Source organism: Serratia plymuthica (genome assembly GCF_018336935.1).
Taxonomy (GTDB): domain Bacteria; phylum Pseudomonadota; class Gammaproteobacteria; order Enterobacterales; family Enterobacteriaceae; genus Serratia; species Serratia plymuthica_B.
Map to the genome: position 1 here is coordinate 877,526 of NZ_CP068771.1, position 22,822 is coordinate 900,347.

At 54.1% G+C, this 22,822-nt stretch carries 24 protein-coding genes and 1 other RNA gene; 13 read left to right on the forward strand and 12 right to left on the reverse strand.

What is annotated here, in order from left to right; all coding sequences use genetic code 11:
• The first annotated feature begins 234 nt into the window (after positions 1–234).
• Entirely contained in the window at positions 235–573 is a 339-nt protein-coding gene (gene glnK / locus JK621_RS04130) for a P-II family nitrogen regulator (protein ID WP_004949337.1), read from the forward strand.
• Positions 574–609: 36 nt separating this feature from the next.
• Positions 610–1,896, forward strand: a complete 1,287-nt coding sequence (gene amtB / locus JK621_RS04135) for an ammonium transporter AmtB (protein ID WP_212558748.1) — start codon at positions 610–612, stop codon at positions 1,894–1,896.
• 86 nt (positions 1,897–1,982) lie between these two features.
• Here amtB and tesB read toward each other — a convergent pair whose 3' ends face one another.
• On the reverse strand, positions 1,983–2,846 hold the full coding sequence (tesB, locus tag JK621_RS04140) for an acyl-CoA thioesterase II (protein WP_212558749.1): 864 nt from the start codon (positions 2,844–2,846) through the stop codon (positions 1,983–1,985).
• 230 nt (positions 2,847–3,076) lie between these two features.
• Here tesB and JK621_RS04145 point away from each other — a divergent pair, with 230 nt between their 5' ends.
• Positions 3,077–3,568 carry a YbaY family lipoprotein gene (locus JK621_RS04145; protein ID WP_212558750.1) on the forward strand — a complete coding sequence of 164 codons (492 nt, stop codon included), beginning with the start codon at positions 3,077–3,079 and terminating at the stop codon, positions 3,566–3,568.
• A gap of 65 nt (positions 3,569–3,633) precedes the next feature.
• Here the strand turns inward: JK621_RS04145 and JK621_RS04150 are convergent, their stop codons facing one another.
• On the reverse strand, positions 3,634–3,948 hold the full coding sequence (locus tag JK621_RS04150; protein ID WP_119804832.1) for an MGMT family protein: 315 nt from the start codon (positions 3,946–3,948) through the stop codon (positions 3,634–3,636).
• A gap of 158 nt (positions 3,949–4,106) precedes the next feature.
• On the opposite strand from JK621_RS04150, the gene ffs reads away from it, so the two are divergent.
• Positions 4,107–4,203: signal recognition particle sRNA small type (ffs, locus tag JK621_RS04155), an RNA gene on the forward strand.
• A 79-nt stretch (positions 4,204–4,282) separates the two neighbouring features.
• Here ffs and JK621_RS04160 read toward each other — a convergent pair.
• The 4 genes from JK621_RS04160 to JK621_RS04175 form a co-directional block, all read right to left on the reverse strand.
• A complete protein-coding gene (locus tag JK621_RS04160; protein ID WP_212558751.1) occupies positions 4,283–6,292 on the reverse strand; it encodes a right-handed parallel beta-helix repeat-containing protein in 2,010 nt (669 codons plus the stop codon).
• A gap of 462 nt (positions 6,293–6,754) precedes the next feature.
• Entirely contained in the window at positions 6,755–6,958 is a 204-nt protein-coding gene (locus JK621_RS04165; protein WP_006322256.1) for an HHA domain-containing protein, read from the reverse strand.
• A 46-nt stretch (positions 6,959–7,004) separates the two neighbouring features.
• Positions 7,005–7,373, reverse strand: coding sequence for an Hha toxicity modulator TomB (gene tomB, locus JK621_RS04170; RefSeq protein WP_004949348.1), 369 nt, complete (start codon positions 7,371–7,373; stop codon positions 7,005–7,007).
• A 159-nt stretch (positions 7,374–7,532) separates the two neighbouring features.
• Entirely contained in the window at positions 7,533–7,859 is a 327-nt protein-coding gene (locus JK621_RS04175; protein ID WP_212558752.1) for a hypothetical protein, read from the reverse strand.
• A gap of 331 nt (positions 7,860–8,190) precedes the next feature.
• Between JK621_RS04175 and JK621_RS04180 the strand changes: the two genes are divergently transcribed.
• From JK621_RS04180 to JK621_RS04195, 4 genes are read left to right on the forward strand one after another with little or no spacing between them, the layout of a single operon-like run.
• Positions 8,191–8,340, forward strand: coding sequence for a hypothetical protein (locus tag JK621_RS04180; RefSeq protein ID WP_212558753.1), 150 nt, complete (start codon positions 8,191–8,193; stop codon positions 8,338–8,340).
• A complete protein-coding gene (locus JK621_RS04185; RefSeq protein WP_212558754.1) occupies positions 8,337–9,050 on the forward strand; it encodes a metal ABC transporter ATP-binding protein in 714 nt (237 codons plus the stop codon). Before JK621_RS04180 ends, JK621_RS04185 begins: the two co-directional genes overlap by 4 nt.
• A complete protein-coding gene (locus tag JK621_RS04190; RefSeq protein ID WP_212558755.1) occupies positions 9,047–9,904 on the forward strand; it encodes a metal ABC transporter permease in 858 nt (285 codons plus the stop codon). The genes JK621_RS04185 and JK621_RS04190 overlap by 4 nt, the downstream gene beginning before the upstream one ends.
• 25 nt (positions 9,905–9,929) lie before the next feature.
• Positions 9,930–10,808 (forward strand): metal ABC transporter substrate-binding protein, encoded by an 879-nt coding sequence (locus JK621_RS04195; protein ID WP_212558756.1) that lies wholly within the window; start codon positions 9,930–9,932, stop codon positions 10,806–10,808.
• Positions 10,809–10,923: 115 nt separating this feature from the next.
• On the opposite strand, the gene ykgO is transcribed toward JK621_RS04195, so the two are convergent.
• The 4 genes from ykgO to sdeX form a co-directional block, all read right to left on the reverse strand.
• A complete protein-coding gene (gene ykgO, locus JK621_RS04200) occupies positions 10,924–11,064 on the reverse strand; it encodes a type B 50S ribosomal protein L36 (protein WP_006322277.1) in 141 nt (46 codons plus the stop codon).
• 12 nt (positions 11,065–11,076) lie between these two features.
• A complete protein-coding gene (locus tag JK621_RS04205; protein ID WP_004949355.1) occupies positions 11,077–11,331 on the reverse strand; it encodes a type B 50S ribosomal protein L31 in 255 nt (84 codons plus the stop codon).
• Between the two features lie 180 nt (positions 11,332–11,511).
• Positions 11,512–14,658: a multidrug efflux RND transporter permease subunit SdeY gene (gene sdeY, locus JK621_RS04210; RefSeq protein WP_212558757.1), complete on the reverse strand. Its 3,147-nt coding sequence runs from the start codon at positions 14,656–14,658 to the stop codon at positions 11,512–11,514.
• A 17-nt stretch (positions 14,659–14,675) separates the two neighbouring features.
• Entirely contained in the window at positions 14,676–15,863 is a 1,188-nt protein-coding gene (gene sdeX / locus JK621_RS04215) for a multidrug efflux RND transporter periplasmic adaptor subunit SdeX (protein WP_212558758.1), read from the reverse strand.
• Positions 15,864–16,005: 142 nt separating this feature from the next.
• Here sdeX and acrR point away from each other — a divergent pair, with 142 nt between their 5' ends.
• The 3 genes from acrR (at position 16,006) to mscK (ending at position 20,539) form a co-directional block, all read left to right on the forward strand.
• On the forward strand, positions 16,006–16,686 hold the full coding sequence (gene acrR, locus JK621_RS04220) for a multidrug efflux transporter transcriptional repressor AcrR (RefSeq protein ID WP_212558759.1): 681 nt from the start codon (positions 16,006–16,008) through the stop codon (positions 16,684–16,686).
• Between the two features lie 13 nt (positions 16,687–16,699).
• Complete coding sequence (locus JK621_RS04225) at positions 16,700–17,053, forward strand: DsrE/DsrF/TusD sulfur relay family protein (protein WP_126480761.1); 354 nt, start codon at positions 16,700–16,702, stop codon at positions 17,051–17,053.
• Between the two features lie 99 nt (positions 17,054–17,152).
• On the forward strand, positions 17,153–20,539 hold the full coding sequence (gene mscK / locus JK621_RS04230; protein WP_212558760.1) for a mechanosensitive channel MscK: 3,387 nt from the start codon (positions 17,153–17,155) through the stop codon (positions 20,537–20,539).
• Positions 20,540–20,583: 44 nt separating this feature from the next.
• Here the strand turns inward: mscK and rsmS are convergent, their stop codons facing one another.
• The gene (gene rsmS / locus JK621_RS04235) at positions 20,584–20,763 is read right to left on the reverse strand and encodes a pleiotropic regulatory protein RsmS (RefSeq protein ID WP_126480765.1); all 180 of its coding nucleotides are present in this window, start codon (positions 20,761–20,763) and stop codon (positions 20,584–20,586) included.
• A 109-nt stretch (positions 20,764–20,872) separates the two neighbouring features.
• On the reverse strand, positions 20,873–21,409 hold the full coding sequence (priC, locus tag JK621_RS04240; RefSeq protein WP_212558761.1) for a primosomal replication protein PriC: 537 nt from the start codon (positions 21,407–21,409) through the stop codon (positions 20,873–20,875).
• A 150-nt stretch (positions 21,410–21,559) separates the two neighbouring features.
• Between priC and JK621_RS04245 the strand changes: the two genes are divergently transcribed.
• On the forward strand, positions 21,560–21,940 hold the full coding sequence (locus JK621_RS04245) for a DUF454 family protein (RefSeq protein WP_212558762.1): 381 nt from the start codon (positions 21,560–21,562) through the stop codon (positions 21,938–21,940).
• Between the two features lie 292 nt (positions 21,941–22,232).
• Positions 22,233–22,784, forward strand: a complete 552-nt coding sequence (gene apt / locus JK621_RS04250; protein WP_212558763.1) for an adenine phosphoribosyltransferase — start codon at positions 22,233–22,235, stop codon at positions 22,782–22,784.
• Positions 22,785–22,822: the final 38 nt, after the last annotated feature.

Here is a 22,822-nt window from a genome sequence, read left to right on the forward strand (position 1 = left end):
ATTCTTTTCAAATCCCTTTCTCTGCACTTTTTCGACGCGTCACGCACCAAAATAGTGCGCAATATTTGACCGGTTCTCTGTGTGAGAGCAGGTTGCCGGGTCAATGCCACACATCGCATCGCCGCCCCGCCGGTTAATTTGCTGAATTCACGTACAAAACCATTTGTGGCATAGCCTTTGCTTTATAAGACTCGTACCAAGGGTGAGTTTGGGCTTAATTCGTGGAGGGGCAATATGAAGCTGGTTACCGTGGTGATTAAACCATTCAAGCTGGAGGACGTGCGTGAAGCCCTATCCTCTGTAGGTATTCAGGGGCTGACCGTGACCGAAGTGAAAGGGTTTGGTCGCCAGAAGGGACATGCTGAGCTCTATCGCGGAGCGGAATACAGCGTCAACTTCTTACCTAAAGTCAAAATCGACATTGCTATCGCCGACGATCAGTTGGACGAAGTGGTTGATGTCATTAGTAAAGCGGCCTACACCGGCAAAATCGGTGACGGCAAAATTTTCGTTGCCGAATTGCAACGTGTCATTCGCATTCGCACCGGCGAAACAGACGAAGCAGCACTGTAATCACAGGCTCAGTAAAGTAATGGGGATGGATTGATAATGAAAAAACTTTTATCCATGTTGGGCCTGAGTACGGTAACCATGGTTCCTTCTTTGGCCCTGGCCGCTCCGGCGGTCGCAGACAAGGCTGACAATGCGTTCATGATGATTTGCACCGCTTTGGTGCTGTTCATGACCTTGCCGGGCGTAGCTCTGTTTTACGGTGGTTTGTTGCGTTCCAAGAACGTGCTCTCCATGTTGACTCAGGTCACGGTCACCTTCGCAATGGTGTGCGTGCTGTGGGTGCTTTATGGCTACAGCCTGGCGTTCAGCGAGGGCAATGCGTTCTTCGGCGGATTCCAGACGGCGATGCTGAAAGGCATTGGCATCGATAGCGTCACCGGCACCTTTAGCCAGATGATCCACGTGGCATTCCAGGCCTCCTTTGCCTGTATTACCGTTGCGCTGGTGGTGGGTGGTTTTGCCGAGCGTATCCGCTTCTCTGCGGTAGTGATTTTTGCGGCCATCTGGTTCACCATTTCCTACTTGCCGATTGCACACATGGTATGGGGCGGCGGTTTTCTGGCCGCTGACGGCGCGCTGGATTTTGCCGGCGGCACCGTAGTACACATCAACGCGGCAAGCGCCGGGCTGATTGGCGCCTACCTGTTGGGCAAACGTGCCGGTTTCGGCAAAGAAGCTTTCAAGCCGCATAACCTGCCGATGGTGTTTACCGGCGCTTCAATCCTGTATGTCGGCTGGTTTGGTTTCAACGCCGGTTCCGCCAGCGCGGCTAACGGCATTGCGGCACTGGCGTTCCTGAACACCGTGGTTGCTACCGCCGGTGCGATCCTCTCCTGGACCTTTGCCGAGTGGATTGTGCGCGGCAAACCTTCGCTGCTGGGAGCCTGCTCAGGCATGATCGCCGGGCTGGTCGCCATCACGCCGGCTGCGGGCACCGTGGGTATCGGCGGGGGGCTGATTATCGGCCTGGTGGGCGGCGTTGCCGGCCTGTGGGGCGTGGTCACGCTGAAGAAATGGCTGAATGTGGATGATACCTGTGACGTGTTTGGCGTACATGGCGTGTGCGGCATCGTCGGCTGTCTGCTGACCGGCGTGTTCACTTCTGCCTCATTGGGCGGTACCGGGTACGCAGAAGGCGTTACCATGGGCCATCAAGTGTTGATCCAATTGATGAGCGTGGCGATCACCCTGGTCTGGTCCGGTGTGGCTGCTTTTATCGCCTTTAAAGTGGCGGGCGCCATCGTCGGTCTGCGCGTACCGGAAGAGCAGGAACGCGAAGGTCTGGACGTCAACAGCCATGGCGAGAGTGCCTACAACCAATAAGCCTTGAAGAAGGGCAGTGCGCTAAATAACTCGAAAAATAATGATGATGCGAAAAGGGCGATGGTGACATCGCCCTTTTTTTGTTTTTAAGCTTCGCGCTGGCGAATTACGCCTTCTTGCACCGTAGTGGCGACCAGCACGCCGTCTCGGGTGTAGAACTGGCCGCGCACAAAGCCGCGTGCGCCAGAGGCGGAGGAGCTTTCCACTACGTACAGCAACCAGTCATCCATGCGGAACGGCCGGTGGAACCACATCGAATGATCGATGGTCGCCACCTGCATGCCCGGCTCAAGGAAACCGACGCCGTGCGGTTGCAGTGCCGTCGGCAGGAAGTTGAAATCTGACGCATAGCCCAGCAGATATTGATGGATACGCTGATCGTCCGGCATGGTACCGTTGGCGCGGAACCACACGTAGCGATGCGGTTCTTCCACCGTGCCTTTCAGCGGGTTATGGAACTTGACCGGGCGCATCTCAATCGGCTTCTGGCCGATAAACTTTTCACGAACCTTCTCCGGCAACATATGCGCCAGCTTCTGGGCAATGTCGGATTCGGACATCAAGCCTTCTGGCGGCGGTACGTCCGGCATGGTGTTCTGGTGCTCAAACCCCGCTTCCGGGCTTTGGAAAGAGGCGGTCATGTAGAAGATCGGTTTGCCGTGCTGAATGGCGCTGACGCGACGGGCACTGAAGCTATTGCCATCTCGCAGGATTTCTACGTCATAAATAATCGGCTTGCTGCTGTCGCCTGGGCGCAAGAAGTAGCTGTGGAACGAGTGCACGCTGCGCTCTGCCGGCACCGTTTGTTTGGCGGCATACAGCGCCTGGCCGACCACCTGACCGCCGAATACCTGACGCAGACCCAGATCTTCACTTTGTCCGCGGAATAACCCTTCTTCGATTTTCTCCAGATCCAGCAGATCGAGGAGGTTTTGCAGTGCCTGGCTCATAAAGTTACTACCCTTTTAATAATCATTTTGCGCAGTGTGCGGAATATCACGGCAAGACGTCAATATGTTGCGTTAAAGCACAGGGAAAATTGCCTGAATACTGAGCGTTATTAGAAGGCTAAGTGGTTAACAGGCAGTGCTAAATGGATTTTTCAGTATTTTGTGCTAAGTTTAATGAGTGAGGTGGTTAAAGCCACCAAGGCATTGATAATAAAAAAGGAGACCGATCCATGAAACTCTGGCAAATCGTAGGTGGAGCAGCAGTATTGACGATCACCCTGGCGGGTTGTGCTCAAAAGAGCGCAAAAATGCCTGTACCGGCAGCGGGAAACCCAGCGATTGCGCAAACGCAGATTCAGGGCCCGGCGGTAACTGGTTCGGTTAACATTCGCCAGCGCATTGCGCTGCCACCGGATGCCGTACTGACGGTTACGCTCTCTGATGCTTCATTGTCGGATGCGCCGTCGAAAGTGATTGCCCAGCGCGCGGTGCGCACTGAAGGCAAGCAGGCGCCGTTTAATTTTGTACTGCCTTACAACCCGGCTGATATTCAGCCCAACGCGCGTATCATTCTGAGCGCGGCCATTACGGTAAACGGTCGGATGACCTTTATTACCGACACTATCCAGGAAGTAGTGACCCGCAACGGCACCCGTGCCGACCTGCAGTTGGTTCCGGTGCAGGGCATGCCGGTTCAGGCGATGCCAACCGCGATGCCGTAAACCGGCAATCTTGAAACAGTTAGAGATCAACAGCCTTTGCGCTCCGGCCAAAGGCTGTTTTGTTGCTACCAGCGCCAGCCGTAAATCAGCAGGTCGACCGTACTGTGCGCACCAAAGATGATCCCCTCACCCAACAGCGCCTGGCGCTGGCGTTGAAAGTCCTCTCCCTGCTGCGAAATCTGGCCGTGACGGTTAATCACCCGGTGCCAGGGCAGGCTGCTGCCCTCCGGCAGGCGCCTCAATACGCCGCCGACCTGACGTGCGGCACGCGGTGAGCCAGCCAGCCGCGCTACCTCGCCATAGGTCGTGACCTTGCCATAGGGAATGGCGGCTACCACGTGGAACACGCGCTGGCTGAATGTGGCGTCTTCTGGTTCCATTTATGTTTTCCTGCTGCGGCAAAAAGCCAAGGATAGAAGTGTGCCACAGCCAGGGTGGGTAAGAAAACAGCGGTTGACCCCGGTTGGCTTGCTATTTGGCTGGTCATCGCCGATAATGCCCACCGCTTCGCAGTCATAGAAGCCGTCAATGGGGGCCCTGTTGGTTCTCCCGCAACACTAACTTGTGAACTCGGTCAGATCCGGAAGGAAGCAGCCGTAGCAGGTGACGTGTGTGCCGGGATGTAGCTGGCAGGGCCTCCACCAATTTCAGCCTCCTGTAAAAGCTACCGACCTCATTTGGCGATACTATGCCGTTTTCTGTCCGTCGCACGCTTTACGGAATGGCGATCCGATCTTCAATCCAGTCAGTGCCTAAAACATGGTTTTCACCATTTGTCACCCTCAACCATCCTCGTACGTAGTAGCTCTGGCCATTGGCGGTGTTAGGCGAAAGAACCAGATTTCGGCGATAAAATCCGCGATAGTAGATCCCAGATGATGGGATTGATACTCCGCTGGTTCCCGGCACACTTTTGATTGCATCAAAGTTTTCTGAGGATGGATCGCAGTCCGTAGGAATAATCACGCCCACAGATGAAAACCAGCCAGATGGGAAATTCATAATCCCCTGATTCATCGCCTCTCCGCCGGAAAATGCGGGCAGGCACATCATTTTATTATCTGTCCCCCAAATAAATGCGCTTCCCTGACTAATTGAAGCTGCATTTTTAAACAGGTTACCCGCTGCATGGACAACAGAGTTTCCGGTATTATTGTTGTGGATACAGGTGTGTTCTGCGCCAGTCCCTGCTACCCAGCGGCCATTTGCTGATCTGTTGCTTTTTTTGAAGTAGGGATCTCCATTGAATATACAGTTTTGTATCTCCACTGCCATTTTTGAGTTTAGATAAATCCCTTTTTCATAAAAGCCATGGAGAATATTGTTTGAGATTTTAATGTTCCATGAATCAGAGTTTAAACTCAATGAACCGGTAACGGCGACGCTTATACTTGTGTTCATGTTCGTTAATTGGTTACCACTGATTAATAGATTGGTCAGTGTGCCGGTGACATATATACCATTACAATTTAGATCGGAATGCAGTATTTTTGGTGATACAGGTCCATTTCTGGCATACCGGTAGTCATAACCATAGTCAGCGTAAAAAAAATCGGAATTGTTATTTTCTGATGTAGCGCTGGCCGGCAATGTTCTGGTTAATATGTTTTCAGTAATGGTTATTGAAAATGCACCCGGATAGATGCGTTTATTGACATCCAGGTTTGATTTATAGAGATAAGGTTCAATAGGTGTGATTTCCCCATTAATCGGCTTGCCCGGAATGACTTCTGAACCTGTATGAAGGTTAATACCGCCAATATAAATGTACTGTTGTATATTTCCAGTGTCAGGTGCAAACACTTTCCCACGGAAAACATCACTGATTGTATTCCCTTTTATAATTATGTTCATTGGAACCTGGGAACCTTCCTGTGCTGCACCGCTGATCGCCGGCGTATCCATGCCGACAGCGATAGCTCGAGCATGAGGCCTGACCAAGGTATTGCCTTCTATCACGGTGTTTTTAGCACCCAGCGCACAGATGCCCTGACTGTCGGTGATCGTGTTGTTACTGATACAGATAGAATGATCGATAACAGCAGGATTGGTATCATCGGTAACGTGAACCGCAATGCAATCATCATTAATAAATGCAAAGTTATTATTGGCGACAATGACTCGTTTGAAGTTAATTAGCCTGATACCATCCGCAACGCTACGATCAAACTGGCAACCGGTAACGATCGCCGTTTTCCCGCGCCAGATGCTGGCCATCATATATCTGGAGTTAGAGAATCGGCAATCGGTTATTCTTAGTTCGCCCTCCGACATTGTTACTCCTAGTAAATGTCTGGCTTTATCTCGGCCACCGCTCCAGTTGCCATTTTCACCCCATGAACCATTAAAACCTAACGCGTTTATAGTGAGATTTCTGACATCAACACCGCCAATTCCTGCACTACCGGTACCATATTCATCTTCAAAATAAAGCACTGACTTCAACATACCGTCACCCAGTAATGTGACATTTCCGGAGATGGGTAAGGCTGGGCCTTCTTTGCTGTATTGTTGAGGATTTTCCGGATCATCGATTGGTTCAATGAGACCCGCTTGAGGAAAATAGCGATAGATACCCGTTGGAAAATAAACCGCTTTACCGCTGGCTTTAGCGATTTTAATCGCTCTTCTTATCGCTGCAGTGTCATCGGTTATACCATCACCGATGGCATTTTTATTTTCATAGTAGTCTTTAACATTAATAACATTGCTGCTGTTGTCCATACTTAATGTCCTTCTGACATGGTGTGATTAATTTGATGGCGTTAAGATGGTCGTTATAATGTTAAAATTATAGATACTTTATATTGATGACAAGAGTCTGATGTTTGGTTATCTCTCAGCAGACATGCGGGTAACATTGTGAGGGGGATATCTCAGCGCTATAGTGGGGGAGGCTCTTTACGCAGGGGAGCTCGAAAATTTCGGTAGCTATTTTACCGTCGCTTTACACCACTGAATTGAATGATATTGAATTGGCTGTGGCGTCATCGGTGGCGGCTGATGCTTAGCCGCGTCCTGGTGCTACTGTCCAGCACCGCCCAGCGTTAATTGAAGGGGCTTGCGACTATTATTACAGGATAGGGGCAATGAATGAAAATCATTGCAAGTCAATACGATAAATTCTCGATTACGGCAAACATTGAAGCCGATAAAGGTATCGGCTCAACGCATTTACCACCCGGATTACCTTACGAATTTCCAAACGGCAACAGGGATTTTATCGTACAGCTTATTCATGGTGAGCTCGGCAAGGCGATGGTCGGCTGCGGAGTAAAACAGCTCCAGCTCGTCGTCCGAAAGCTCATACTTATTTTTTTCAATAACGCGTTCCAGGGTGTCAATCGTGGTGCATTTACGTAAACGCATCAGATAGTCAATTTTAGTCATGATAACCTTTAGTTAAACCGTAGAGTAATTTGGGGATAATTATCCCTTAAGTTTTCATTGTCGTACAGATGCCCTCTCCTGAGAACATTCTGAATAATCGCGCTTTGGTTTTTTGCCAGCGGCGCAAATCGGAATCGTTAATACCGTAACTGCTAAACAGCGTGTAGGTATCGTCGAGATACTCCTCGACCAACTCCGATAAATCACTTTCGTCCATGTATTTAATTTTATAACTCATCACAAACGAAGCAATATGCTCAATCAACTCGTTAAGCTGGAGGTTGACGGAAGACGTTGGATCGTTCACCCAACCGTGGTGGCTGTCGCCCAGCGTGGCGATACCTTCATCATACAAATTTTCGCACAAGAATTTGAGCTGAGCAATATCGTGCCTTTTAGGCGAATACTCATCCATATCATCCCCTCCGTAAGTCTTAATTTCGGTGTTGATAACACTCTGTGAGTAAGCTGATTTACATCATGGACGGAGGCAGCTTAACGGTGACAAAATAAACTTTCCGTATAATGAATATAAATCATTTTTTCGCATTTGGCCTGCTGTTATTACGTAAACTTACAATTCATCTGCGGTAGAGGGGCGGGAGTTATCAATGATGTCAAAGGTTAATCCCGTTTCGACAACGCTAAAGGCCACGCTGTCGCTGATGTATTCCTCGGCGCTGATATCCAGACAGGCGTTGAAAATTGTCCATTTATAGCGATAACTCATTGAATACTGGCTGCTGCTCACATTTTGAATATCAAGTATTTCTAATGAACCCTCGGCGTAACGCGCGCTTTCCGAATAAAAACTCAGGCCGCTGGTCAATGCCGGCACCAACTCTGACATTTTACCGTTAATCATTTTTTTTAGTTTTTTAACGGAAAGTGCTTCCGTCATTGTGTCGCAACGAAGAGTTACATGCATTTAATGTCTGGCCGTACAGCTACCTAATCTATTTATCTTACTCCTTTTTCGCCACCTCGTCGGTAAACTTTTCGTTAACCGAAGATTTTTTTACAGTTTTCCAACGTTGTTTACTGCTTAATAACCCTGATGTCATTCGGTATATCCCAAAGGGAGTACCCCCGTTATTCCTTAACCTGCTAATTATCGGTGCAAGTATAACTTTCGTTGTTAAGTTCCGTTACATAAATCACTGGGTGAGCGCTTGAGTCGTTGATGAGTTTGTGATGTTATATTATAACAATATCTTTTCTTCACTCAGGCTATGAAACTGACACCTGCACCCCATCAAAATGACGCCGTATCGTCACTGCACTCCCTGTTCACCGCATCGGCGGGATTGCGCTGCGGTATTGCTGTAGCGCTGTTGATCCTGCTCTGGCTGGGCATTCGCTGGGCGGTATTGCTGCCATGATTACGCTGCAACAGGCCGTGATTGGTTATGGCGGCACACCGCTGTTTCCCCCGCTTAGCGGACATTTCGCTGCCGGCTCTTTGACGGCGGTGGTGGGAATTAACGGCGCGGGGAAGTCTACGTTACTGAAAACCTTGGCCGGGCTTTTACCCTTGCAGAGCGGCAGCCTGCTTTTCAGCGGCAACAAGTTACCGCGCATGGCATATCTGCCGCAGCAGGCTGAGCTGGATCGTCAGTTTCCGATCGTAGTGAGCGATCTGGTGGCAATGGGAAGCTGGCCGCAGTGCGGCATGTTCGGTGGGCTGAACAAGCGCGCCGGGTTGCAGATTGTCGAGGCGCTGGATGCCGTAGGCATGGCGCCGATGGCGAGAAGCCCGGTAGGCGAACTTTCAGGTGGCCAGATGCAACGCGTGCTGTTTGCTCGCCTGCTGGTCCAGCAGGCACCGCTGATTTTATTGGATGAACCTTTTACCGGCATCGACAGCACGACCACCCAGTTATTGCTGCAGGTGATCGCACAACTGCACCAACAGGGGCGAACGGTGATTGCCGTGCTGCACGATATGTCGATGGTGGCCAATCATTTTCCTCAGGCGTTGCTGTTAACGCCACAGTGCTGCCATTGGGGCGATGCCGATCGGGTGCTGGAGCATATTCCGGCGCTGAACGTCGCCAGCCGGCCCCCGTGCCTGAGGGTGGTAGCGCCATGATGCTGCTTGATCCTCTCCTCGATCCCTTTGCCTCATTCGGTTTTATGCGCCGTGCGCTGGTGGCCTGTTTTGCGCTGTCGCTCAGCGCCGCGCCGCTGGGGGTGTTTCTGTTATTGCGGCGTATGAGCCTGGTCGGCGATGCGTTGTCCCATGCGGTGCTGCCCGGGGCGGCGATAGGTTACCTGATTTCAGGCATGTCGCTGGTGGCGATGGGCGTTGGCGGATTTATCGCCGGGCTGGCGGTGGCGATGCTATCGGGGCTGGTCAGCCGCCGGACACCGCTGAAAGAAGATGCCAGTTTCGCCGGTTTTTATCTGGGTTCATTGGCGCTGGGGGTGACGCTGGTCTCACTGCGCGGTTCCAGCGTCGATCTGCTGCACGTGCTGTTCGGTTCTATTCTGGCGGTGGACACAAACGCCATTCTGATGGTGGGGGCGATAGCCAGTTTTTCGCTGTTGGCACTGGCGGTGTTGTATCGCGCCCTGGTGATTGAGTCTTTTGACGCCACCTTTTTGCGCGTCAGTGCGCCGCGTTGGCTGGCGTTGATACACGGGCTGTTTCTGGCGCTGGTGGTGATAAACCTGGTAGCGGGGTTCCAGATCCTCGGCACGCTGATGTCGGTGGGGTTGATGATGCTGCCCGCCGCCAGCGCGCGTTTTTGGGCGCGTAACCTGCCGCATACGTTGGCAGTAGCGATGGGGATAGGCATGCTCTCAAGCCTGATTGGCCTCGAATGGTCTTATTACGCCTCCTTGCCCGCCGGCCCGGCGATTGTGCTCAGCGCCAGCGTGATCTTTTTTGGATCGATTCTGTTTGGAACGCGTGGGGGGATTTATTCCCGCGCGCGCCGTTGATAAGTACCAAGTTCAAGGAGAAAGTATGAAACGTTTACCTATTTCGCTGGCGGTCGCTGCTCTGCTGTCCAGCCCATTGGCGATGGCGAAAACCGTTGATGCCGTCGCCAGCTTTTCGATCCTCGGCGATATCGTGAAGCAGGTGGGGGGAGAACATGTCAGGGTCACCACACTGGTGGGGCCGGACGGCGATCCGCACAGCTTTGAACCCTCGCCGAAAGACAGCAAGGTATTGTCGCAGGCTGACGTGGTGTTCGTCAGCGGGCTTGGGCTGGAGGGTTGGATCGATCGTCTGGTCGGTGCCTCGGGATATCAAGGGCCGGTGGTTACCGCATCGCAGGGGATCGACACCCGCCAGATGAGCGAAGATGGCAAGGAAGTCACAGATCCCCATGCCTGGAACAGCATGAAGAATGGGGTGCAGTACGCAACCAACGTGATGAATGCGCTGATTGCCGCCGATCCGCAAGACGCTAATTATTTTCGCCAGCGCGGTTCGGAATATATCCAGCAGTTGCAGAAATTGGATCTCTGGGCCAAGACCCGGTTTGCCGCGGTACCGCAACAAAAACGCAAGGTGCTGACCAGCCATGATGCTTTTGGTTACTTTGGGCAAGAATATGGCGTCACCTTCCTTGCCCCGGTCGGTTTCTCTACCGAGGCCGAAGCCAGCGCCAGCGACGTGGCCGGTTTGATCAAGCAGATCAAACAGGAGAAGGTTAATGCCTATTTTATTGAAAACCAAACCGATCCGCGGCTGGTGAAACAGATTGCCGCCGCCACCGGAGCGAAAGCCGGCGGTGAACTGTATCCAGAGGCACTGTCCAAACCGCAAGGGCCGGCGGCGACCTATGTACAGGCGTTCCAGCACAACGTCGATACGCTGTTAGGCAGCATGAAATAAACCGTAGTGGCTCTGCGGTTAAGGCAGGGCCACAGGTTGCGTTTCAGTTTCCTTTCTCCATAAAAAAGCCCCGTTGAGCAGCAGCGGGGCTTTGCGACAGATGACACTTCAAACGTTAACGCTTTTTCTTACGTCCCTGTACCGCTTTGAATCGCGGGTTGGTTTTACAAATCACATAGATACGGCCATTACGGCGTACGACTTTGCAATCCGGATGGCGATTCTTCGCCGAACGCAATGAACTTAAAACCTGCATATTGATTCCCTTTTACTTGCTGCCGAGAAAGCGGCCAAAACGCTGCTGGAAGCGCGCCGTGCTGCCTTCTTTGGAGAACTCTTTCTGCTTGCCGGTGTAATACGGATGCGACGCAGAAGAGACGTCGATAGTGACGTACGGCCAGTTTTCGCCATCAAGTTCAATGGTGCGATCGGTGTTAATGGTCGAGCCCACTTTAAAGTAGGTATTGGCGCTCAGATCGTGGAATACCACGGTACGGTAGTTTGGATGGATGCCTGCTTTCATGATGCACTCCAGTGTAATGTTATACTATAACAATTATTATGCGCCGCACGACGGGGCGGATCAAGTACAAAATGCCGCAGCAGGCGAATTAACGAGAGTGGTTTGCATTAAGCGAATGAAGCAAAAGAAAAAGGCCGCATAAGCGGCCTTTGTGTTCAGTGGTAAGCGCTCACTGGGTTATCAGTGATGCTCGACCGGATGGCTGTGTTCCACATCTTCAGACTTCTTGCTGAAGCGGCGGCGAACCACCACGAAGAACACCGGAACGAAGAAGATGGCCAGCACGGTAGCGGTAATCATCCCGCCCATAACGCCGGTACCTACCGCGTTCTGAGCGCCGGAGCCTGCACCGCTGCTGATAACCAGCGGCAGTACCCCGAGGATGAATGCCAGTGAGGTCATCAGAATCGGGCGCAGACGCATGCGCACCGCTTCCAGCGTGGCTTCTACCAGGCCTTTGCCTTCTTTATCCATCAGATCCTTGGCGAATTCGACTATCAAGATGGCGTTCTTCGCTGACAGGCCGATGGTGGTCAACAGCCCCACCTGGAAGTAAACGTCATTGTTCAGGCCGCGCATGGTGGCCGCCAGCAATGCGCCGATAACCCCCAAAGGCAGAACCAGCATGACCGAGAATGGAATCGACCAGCTTTCATACAGCGCTGCCAGGCACAAGAACACCACCAGAATCGAGATGGCGTACAGGGCAGGGGCCTGGTTACCGGACAGACGTTCCTGGTAGGACATACCGGTCCAATCGTAACCGATGCCGCTCGGCAGCTTGGAGGACAGCTCTTCCATCATGTTCATTGCTTCACCGGTACTTTTGCCCGGTGCCGCCTGCCCCAGAATTTCCATGGAAGGCAGGCCGTTATAACGTTCCAGACGCGGTGAACCGTACTCCCATTTCGCTGACGAGAACGCGGAGAACGGAACCATCTGGCCACTGGTGCCGCGGACAAACCACTTGTTGATGTCCTCTGGCAACATACGGAACGGTGCTTCAGCCTGCACGTAAACCTTCTTCACACGACCGCGATCGATGAAGTCGTTCACGTACGAGCCACCCAACGCGGTGGTCAGCGTGCTGTTGATGGTGGTGATGCTGACGCCCAACGCCTTGGCTTTTTCCTGATCGATAATCAGTTTGAACTGCGGCGTATCTTCCAGGCCGTTAGGACGCATGCCGACCAGCAGGTCCGGATGCTGTGCCGCCATCCCCAGCAGTTGGTTACGCGCTTCGGTCAGTTTCTCATGCCCCAGGCCACCCTGGTCAATCAGCTGGAAGTCAAAACCGGTAGCGGTACCCAGTTCGATAATCGCAGGCAGGTTGAACGGGAATACCAGGCCGTCTTTGATTTGCGAGAACGCGCCCATGGCGCGGCCTGCAATCGCCGGCACTTTATTCTGCTCTCCGCTACGCTCGGACCAGTCTTTCAGGCTGACGAACGACAGACCGTTGTTCTGGCCGTTACCGTTAAAGCCGAAGCCCGCAACGGTAAACACCGAAACCACGTTGTCTTTTTCTTTGGTCAGGAAGTAGTCGGTGACTTCTTCCAGCACCTTCGAGGTTCGAGCCTCGGTGGCGCCCGCAGGCAACTGCACCATGGTCAGCAGGATGCCCTGGTCTTCTTCCGGCAGGAACGAGGACGGCAGGCGCAGGAACAGCAGGCCCATGCCGACGACGATCAACAGGTAGATCACCAGATAGCGACCGGTGCTGCGCAGGATGCTGGCTACGCTGTCGGTATAGTGGTGGGTGCTCTTTTCGAACATGCGGTTAAACCAGCCGAAGAAGCCGGTTTTAGCCCCGTGGTCGCCTTTTTGCACCGGTTTCAGCAGGGTGGCGCACAGCGCCGGCGTAAGAATCAACGCCACCAGCACCGACAGCGCCATCGCGGAAACGATGGTGATGGAGAACTGACGGTAGATCGCGCCGGTTGAACCGCCGAAGAATGCCATAGGTACGAATACTGCCGACAGCACCATGGCGATACCGACCAACGCACCCTGGATTTGCTCCATCGATTTCTTGGTCGCTTCTTTCGGCGGCAGTCCCTCTTCGGACATTACGCGCTCGACGTTTTCCACCACCACGATGGCGTCATCCACCAGCAAGCCTATCGCCAGCACCATGCCGAACATCGTCAGGGTGTTTATCGAGAAGCCAAAGGCCGCCAGTATCGCAAAGGTGCCCAGCAAGACGACCGGCACCGCGATGGTTGGGATCAGCGTCGCGCGGAAGTTCTGCAGGAACAGATACATAACCAGGAATACCAGCACGATCGCTTCGAACAGCGTTTTCACCACTTCGTTGATCGAAATCTTGACGAACGGGGTGGTGTCGTACGGATAAACCACTTTCATCCCCTGAGGGAAGAACGGTTGCATCTTGGTTAACGCGTCTTTTACCGCTTTGGCGGTGTTCAGGGCGTTGGCGCCGGTAGCCAGTTTGATACCCAGGCCCGCCGCCGGTTTGCCGTTATACCGTGCGGTTACGGCATAGCTTTCGCCGCCGCGCTCAATGCGAGCCACGTCTTTCAGGCGAACCTGAGAGCCGTCCGCATTCACCTTGAGCAGAATTTTGCCGAACTCTTCAGGAGAGGTCAGACGGGTCTGCGCGATGATGGAGGCGTTAAGCTGCTGGCCCGGTACCGGTGGCATCCCGCCCAATTGCCCTGCGGCGATCTGGTTGTTCTGCTCGGTGATGGCGGACGTCACGTCCGTCGTGGTCAGTTGGAAATTGTTCAGCTTGCCCGGATCCAGCCAGATGCGCATGGCGTACTGAGCACCAAACAGCTGCACTTCACCCACGCCCTGTGAACGGCTGATAGGATCCTTGATGTTTGAGGCTACATAGTCCGCGATGTCGTCCTGAGTCATGTTCGGATCGTCGGAAATGAAGCCGGCTACCATCAGGAAGCTGCTGCTGGATTTTTCTACTTTCAGGCCTTGCTGCTGCACTTCTTGCGGTAACAGCGGCGTAGCCAGCGACAGTTTGTTCTGGACCTGAACCTGCGCGATGTCAGGGTCGGTGCCGGAGTTGAATGTCAGCGTAATGGTGACGCTACCAGAGGAATCACTGGTGGAGGACATGTACATCAGATTATCGATACCGTTCATGTTCTGTTCGATAATCTGGGTCACGGTGTCCTGCACCGTTTTTGCATCCGCGCCTGGATAGTTGGCGGAAATACTCACCGCCGGTGGTGCAATAGTGGGATACTGCGCGATCGGCAGTTTCATTATTGCAAGCACTCCCGCCAACATGACGATGATGGCGATTACCCAGGCGAAAATCGGGCGATCTATAAAGAACTTAGCCATGTCTTACCGGCTCCTTTTTATGACTTCTGCGCTTCAGACTGCGGCTGTTTCTGCGCCTGAGTGTCAACTTCCTGCACTTTCACCTGAGCGCCCGGGCGGACTTTCATCAGGCCGGTGACAATTACGCGATCGCCGGCTTTCAAACCGTCGGTAACCAGCCATTTGTCGCCGATAGCCTGATCCGCTTTCAGCGTGCGCAACTCGACTTTATTGTCAGCGCCCACCACCATCGCGGTAGCTTCGCCGCGTGGGTTACGCGTCACGCCCTGTTGCGGCACCAGCAATGCATCGCTGCGTACGCCTTCGTCCAGACGCGCGCGAACGAACATCCCCGGCAACAGCGTATCGTTCGGGTTAGGGAACACTGCGCGAATGGTGATGGAACCGGTGGTTTCATCAACGGTGACGTCAGAGAACTCCAGCGTGCCTGCCTGGGCATATTCCGCCCCGTTTTCCAGCAGCAGGGTCACCTTGGCTTTGCCGTTTTCCTGTTTCAGCGCACCGCTGGCCAGCTCTTGTTTCAGGCGCAGGAAATCGTTGCTCGATTGGGTGACGTCCACGTACATCGGATCCAGCTGTTGCACGGTAGACAGCGCCGTGGTCTGGCCGTTGGTGACCAACGCGCCTTCGGTCACGGCGGATTTGCCGATGCGGCCGGAGATCGGTGAGGTCACTTTGGTGTAAGCCAGGTTGATGCGAGCGGTTTCCACTGCGGCTTTCGAGGCCACCACGGCGGCTTCTGCCTGCTGCAGCGTGGAAACTGCGGTGTCGTAATCCTGTTTACTGATGTAGTTGGTGCCCAGCAAAGGCTTGTAGCGGTTCACCGTTACGCGCGCGATCGAAGCGCTGGCTTGAGATTTGGCCAGATCGCCTTTGGCGCTGTCATAGGTAGCTTGATAGGTGGCGGGATCGATCTGATACAGGGAAGACCCTGCCTTGATGTCACTGCCTTCAACAAAATTGCGCTTCAGGATGATACCGCTGACCTGAGGGCGAACTTCGGCGATACGATACGCAGCAGTACGGCCAGGAAGATCGGTAGTAATGTTGAGAGGCTCGGCCTTCAATGTCACTACGCCCACTTCGGGAGCCGGTGGTTGGGCGCCTTGTTGTTGGGTTTCTTTATCGTTACATCCTGTAAGTACTAAGCTGCCTGAAAGCATCAGAACTGCCGCCAGAGGCGTTAACCCTCTGTTTTTGTTCATAGAAAAACCTCAAGTGTCCGATTTCAAAATGATCAATGGATCACAAGCTTTAAAACCCATTGCTGCGTTAATTATATGTGCGTGCTATGGTACATACATACGCGAATGTATGTAAATCACACTCCCCCGAAAAAACAACGCCATGGCACGAAAAACCAAACAGCAGGCGCTAGAAACACGACAGCACATTCTCGATGCTGCGGTGCAGGAATTTTCTGAACGTGGCGTTTCCGCAACGTCACTGACAGATATTGCCACCGCTGCCGGTGTTACTCGTGGTGCTATTTATTGGCACTTCAAGAATAAGGTAGACCTGTTTAACGAAGTTTGGGAATTGTCAGAGTCGAAAATAGGCGATCTCGAATTAGAGTATCAGGCAAAGTACCCCGAGAATCCACTGCGTATTTTACGTGAAATACTAATTTATATACTGACGGCGACGGTCGATGACAGCCGCCGGCGAGCGCTGATGGAGATCGTATTCCACAAGTGCGAATTTGTCGGTGAAATGGTACCGCTGCAGGAAGCGCGCAAAGTGCTGAGTTTGGAAGGCTACGAACGTATCGAGTCGGTGCTGCGCAACAGCATGCGTCACGGCCAGCTTCCCGCCGATCTCAATACCCGCCGCGCGGCGATCATCCTGCGCGCTTATATTACCGGACTGATGGAAAACTGGCTGTTTATGCCGGAAAGTTTTGATCTGAAAGCCGAAGCGGGGGCCTTGGTCGATTCGTTCCTCGAAATGGCCCAATACTGCCCGACCTTACGGGCAAAACCGGCAGAGCAGGCGGCCGAGCCGCACAGTGCCGACTGTCATCCTTAAAAGGAGATGCACCATGTCATCCGTTGTGTTGATCGCAAGTGGCGCGGCCTATGGCCAGGAATCACTGTTTAACGCCTTGCGTCTGGGCATTGCGCTGAAAGAGCAGCAGGCCGACCTCAATCTGAAACTGTTTTTGATGTCAGATGCCGTGGTAGCTGGTCTTGCCGGGCAGCAACCGCACGAAGGCTATCATCTGCAGCAGATGCTGGAGATCCTCACCGCGCAGCAGGTGCCGGTAAAACTGTGCAAAACCTGCGCAGATGCGCGCGGCGTCAGCCGGTTACCGCTGGCAGACGGGGTGGAAATCGGTACGCTGACGGAACTCGCGCAATGGACGCTGGCCGCCGGAAAAGTGCTGACGTTCTGATCCCGCTACATCTGTACATCACCAGCAACGTTTTCCTATTCGTTGGCTATCTGCGATCGTGATAATCTTTTGGCTTCTTTATCGATTCGAAGTCAAATCATGTATCGCAGGTTAGCTAAACGTCCTTTTCTGGCGTTATCCTCGTTCTTCGGTGTGGATATTTCCCGCGCCCTGACCCTGTTTTTATTGATCGCCGTTTGTGCGGTCTGCCAGCCTGTTGCCCATGCGGCGTCGAACGGCGATGTGCCGTCGCGCAGCGACATTCAAAATCAGCTTGATGCGCTGAATAAGCAGAAGACGCTGACGCCGGTCAATAAGCTCGCCCAGCAGGATCTGACGCGCACGCTCGAACTGCTGGACGCCCTCGAACGCGTCAAACAGGATGGCGCTGAGCTTAAACAGCAGGTGCAGTTGGCGCCGGGCAAACTGCGCCAGGTGACCGAGGATCTGGATGCGCTGAAGGTCCCCGTGGATAGCGCGGCGGCCAGAGCCGATCTGCTGCCGCTCTCCCTGCGCCAACTGGAAACCCGCCTTTATCAGACGCTGGACGAACTGCAAACCGCGCAGGAAAACCTCTCCACTTATAACAGCCAACTGGTTTCGCTGCAGACCCAGCCGGAACGGGTGCAAAGCAGCATGTATACCGCGTCGCAGCGTCTGCAGGAGATCCGCAACCAGCTCAACGACCAGACGCCGGGACAAAACTCGCTGCGCGACAGCCAGCAGGTGATGCTGGCAACGGAGCAGGTGTTGCTCAATGCGCAGATTGATCTGCAACGCAAGAGCCTGGAAGCCAACACCACCCTGCAGGACCTGTTACAGAAACAGCGCGATTACACCACCGGGCACATCGACGCGCTGGACCGCTCGGTGCAGTTGCTGCAAGAAGTGGTTAACAGCAAACGCCTGACGCTGTCGGAAAAAACCGCCAAAGAGGCGCAGAATCCGGAAGACGCCACGGATATTCAGCATGATCAGTTGGTCAGTAAAGAGCTGGACGTCAACCGCCAACTCAGCCAGCGGCTGATTGCCGCCACGGAAGAGAGCAACGTACTGTTTCAACAGAATATCCGGGTAAAGAACTGGCTCGATCGCGGCCTGCAGTCGGAGCGTAATCTGAAGGAACAGATCCAGGTGTTGAAAGGCAGCCTGGTGCTGTCGCGCATTCTGTATCAGCAACAGCAAAATTTGCCGCAGGGCACGCTGGTGGCGGATATGGGCACGCGAATCGCCGATTTACGCCTGGAGCAGTTTGATATCAACCAGCAGCGCGACGATCTGTTCAAGGGCGATGACTACATTAATAAGCTGCTTACCGACAGCAAAGAAAAAGCCAGCGCGGATGTGCTTGATGCGCTGAACGAAATCATCGATATGCGCCGTGAGCTGTTGGATCAGTTGAATAAGCAGCTCAGCAACCAGCTTGCGCAGTCTATTAGCTTGCAGATTAACCAGCAGCAACTGACCAGCGTTTACAGCTCGCTGCAAAACACGCTGACCCAGCAAATATTCTGGGTCAACAGTAACAAACCGATCGATCTGGCGTGGTTGAAAGCCTTGCCGGGGGCGGTCAAAGATCAGATTGCCTCGCTCGATTTCAAACTGGACACCGGCAAAATACTGCAGGGCGGTTTGAATGCGCTGGTGTTCCTGATTCCGATGCTGATTCTGATCGTCCTGCTGCGCTGGCGCTACAAGTTGATCGATACGCACCTGCAAAAGCTGGCTAACGACGTTGGGCAGTTAAAACGCGACAGCCAACTGCACACGCCGAAGGCCATTATGCTGACCTTGTTGAAAGTGCTGCCCGGCTCGGCGCTGCTGCTTGGTGCCGGTTTCTGGTGTTACCGAGCGGAAATCGGCCTCAGCGATTTTCTGTGGGCATTGTCGCAGCAACTGGCGCTGTTCTGGCTGATTTTCGGCTTTACCTACCGTACGTTGGCACCGGGCGGCGTTACCGAGCGCCACTTCAACTTTTCCACCGGCTTGTGCGCGCACTACCGCCGGCAGACCCTGCGCCTGGGGTTGGCGCTGCTGCCGCTGATTTTCTGGTCGGTGCTGGGCGAGAAAGCGCCGCTGCGGCTGGTGGAGGATGTTATTGGCCAGGTGGTGGTGATACTGACGCTGGCACTGCTTACCGTGCTGGTGTTTCCGCTGTGCCGTGACGGCTGGCGCGAGAAAGGCTCGCACGCGGTGCAACTGGTGATTATCACCGCCATTGCCGCCACGCCGCTAATCCTGCTCGGCCTGATGTTCGCCGGTTATTTCTACACCACGTTGCGTTTGGCCGGCCGCTGGATCGACAGTCTGTATCTGTTCTTCCTGTGGAACATCGTTTATCTGACCGCCATTCGCGGCCTGAGCGTTGCGGCACGCCGCTTGGCTTACCGCCGCGCGCTGGCGCGTCGCCAGAGCCTGGCGAAAGAGGGGGCAGAAGGCGGGGAGCCGGTCGAGGAGGCACCTTTGGCGCTGGATCAGATCAACCAGCAGTCGTTGCGTCTGACCACTATGGTGCTGTTCATCATCTTTGCCAGCGCCTTCTACGGCATTTGGTCAGATCTGGTGACGGTGATTTCGTATCTGGACAGCATCACGCTGTGGCATTACACCACCACCGTTGCCGGCGGCAGCGTGCCGCAGGCGGTGACGCTGGGCAACATGATGGTGGCCATCGCGGCGGTGATCGTCGCTTATGTCATGACGCGCAACTTGCCGGGCCTGCTGGAGGTCGTGGTGCTGTCGCGGCTGCAACTGCGGCAAGGCGCGTCTTACGCCATCACCACTATACTGACCTATCTGATCACCACCGTGGGCGCCGTTACCGCGCTCGGATCGCTGGGCGTGTCCTGGGATAAGCTACAATGGTTGGCCGCCGGGTTGACCGTCGGTCTGGGCTTCGGCCTGCAGGAGATTTTCGCCAACTTTGTTTCTGGCCTGATCATTCTGTTCGAGCGGCCGATCCGCATCGGCGACACCATTACTATCGGCACTTTCTCCGGCTCGGTCAGCAAAATCCGCATTCGCGCCACCACCATTACCGATTTCGATCGTAAAGAGGTGATCATCCCGAACAAGGCGTTTGTTACCGAGCGGCTGATCAACTGGTCGCTGTCAGACACCATTACCCGGGTGTTGATCAAGGTTGGGGTGGCGTACGGTTCCGATCTGGACAAGGTGAAGGCGGTGCTGTTGCAGGCGGCGCATGATAACCCGCGGGTGATGACCGATCCGGAACCGCAGGTTTTCTTCCTTAACTTTGGCGCCAGCACGCTGGATCACGAATTGCGTCTTTATGTTCGTGAATTGCGTGACCGCAGCTATACCGTCGATGAGCTTAACCGTTCGATCGATCGCCTGTGCCGGGAGAATGACATTAATATCGCCTTCAACCAGCTTGAAGTGTATTTGCACAACCAGCAGGGTAACGAGGTACAGGAAGTGAAACGGACGCTGTCGCAGGACAGGGGCAGCCCGTCGGCAGGATAAGGGAATGAAAACGAGGGTTCAGCGCATTCAAGGCTGAACCCTTTTTACTGCCCGACGGGCAGGTAGGGCGTGGTGACGCCGTTGCGTTGCAGTTTTTCCTGATAGTCCCGTTTGACAATATCCAGCGCCGCCAGCGCGATGGCTGGATCGATCTCGTTACATTCCAGCAGGTAAATCAGATCTACCGCCAGCTGCAATTCCGGTGAGGCATTATCTAGAGACATAAAACCAACGTTTTTGTTTAGTAGGTGAATGAATAAGGTGTCGCTTCGGCTGAGTATAGTGAACAAGGCGCGCGGCGGGGAATAATCATTAAAGTAATGTGATAAATCTTCAAAAACCGTTTTCTTTACGCTCGATGCTGCGCTCTATGCGCGCCAGCGCCTGGCGGCAACGTACCAATCTGCCTTCCAGCGCCGCCAGTTCGTGCTGCAATTTTTGCTGTGCGGCAAAGGTGGTCTGCCTTCCCAGCAGGCTTTCCCGATCCTGAATCATCGACATTAACCGGCGTTCATAATCCTGATGTTCGGCCAGCTTGTGATACAAATCGACCGCAGCCACTTCTTTCGGCTGATTTTTACGGCGCAACGCCTGCGTCGCCAGCTCGCGCTGCAGAGCGGTGATCTGGGCCACCAACTTCTCTGCCAGAAAGGCGACCTGGCTGGTGCGGCTGTCGTTGGCCGCCGTCTGCAACTGGGTGAAGTTCCTTTGCACTTCTGCCAGATAATCGCGCAACCGGGTGCCGCGATTGGAAAACAGCGCGGTGTCAAAGCGCGCCTGAGGGATAGGCGCGTCGCCGCGCGGCGTCACCTCGGCGGCCAATGCCGCGATCTGCTGTTCTAACACCTGTAATAGACGGTGAGTGCTCACGTTGGCTCCATTAAAATTTCACAGGGCTCAGCTTGCCCGCGATCCCGCCGTTAAACAAGCGCGGCGCGCATATTCCGGCCGTTGCGGCTGGTGACGCAGGGGAGGAGGGTGATAAAGTAACGCCAGACAGATTAGCGGACAAGGGCTCGCATGACGCGCTGGTTATTGATTATCCTCGGTTGGCTGGCGGTGGTGCTGGCCACGCTGGGCGTGGCGTTGCCGCTGTTGCCGACCACGCCATTTCTGCTGCTGGCCGCCTGGTGTTTTGCCCGCTCGTCGCCGCGCTTTCACCATTGGCTGCTGCATCGCTCCTGGTTCGGCACTTATCTGCGCCATTGGCAACAGCACCGTGCGTTGCCGCCAGGGGCCAAATGGAAGGCGGTAGCGGTGACTGTGCTGACGTTTGCGGTTTCGCTGTGGCTGGTTAAACTCTGGTGGGTGCGTGGATTGCTGTTGCTGATGCTGGCTATCTTGTTGACCTTTATGCTGCGTCTGCCGGTTGTTGATCTGTCACAACAAAAACAGCGCTGATCCTGTCTTATTATACCCGACAGCTTTCAAGTCGCAGCCGGGCGACCCGTTCGTTCATCCCCAGGCATTGAGGGGCGCCGCATGGGGACGTGGCGGTTCTGGAGTCATGGCGGACGCAAGCGCTGCCAACAACGCCGTAACTTGAAAGATGACGGGGATAGTTGCATTTGTCCGCCAGTTTGCATAGATTTGGGCGTTTTCGTGCGCGGCCTGCTTTCCATTCCCTCTTTATAATGGGCGGGAAGAAGAGGGTTGCGCGCAAGTCATCAGGCAGTTTTATCAGGCAATAATTATGACCGCTACTGCGCAGCAGCTTCAGTTTATTAAAGACAGTATCAAAACCATTCCGGATTATCCAAAGCCGGGCATACTGTTCCGTGACGTCACCAGCCTGCTGGAAAACCCGCTGGCTTACGCGGCCAGCATCGAATTGCTGGTTGAGTGTTATCGCGATGCGGGCGTGACCAAAGTGGTTGGCACCGAAGCGCGCGGTTTTCTGTTTGGCGCCCCGGTGGCGCTGGCGTTGGGCGTGGGTTTTGTGCCGGTACGCAAGCCGGGCAAGCTGCCGCGCGCGACCCTCAGCGAGAGCTATGAGCTGGAATACGGCACCGATAAGTTGGAGATCCACACCGACGCCATCGTTACCGGCGATAAAGTGCTGGTGGTTGACGATCTGCTGGCGACCGGGGGCACCATTGAGGCCACCGCGAAACTGATCCGCCGCTTGGGTGGGGAAGTCAACGATGCCGCCTTCATCATCAATCTGCCGGAGCTGGGCGGTGAAGCCCGTTTAAATAAGCAAGGCATCGAATGCTACAGCCTGGTCAACTTCGCCGGTCACTGATCCTGCATTGTCCCAATGCCATAACGGCCTCGCGGATC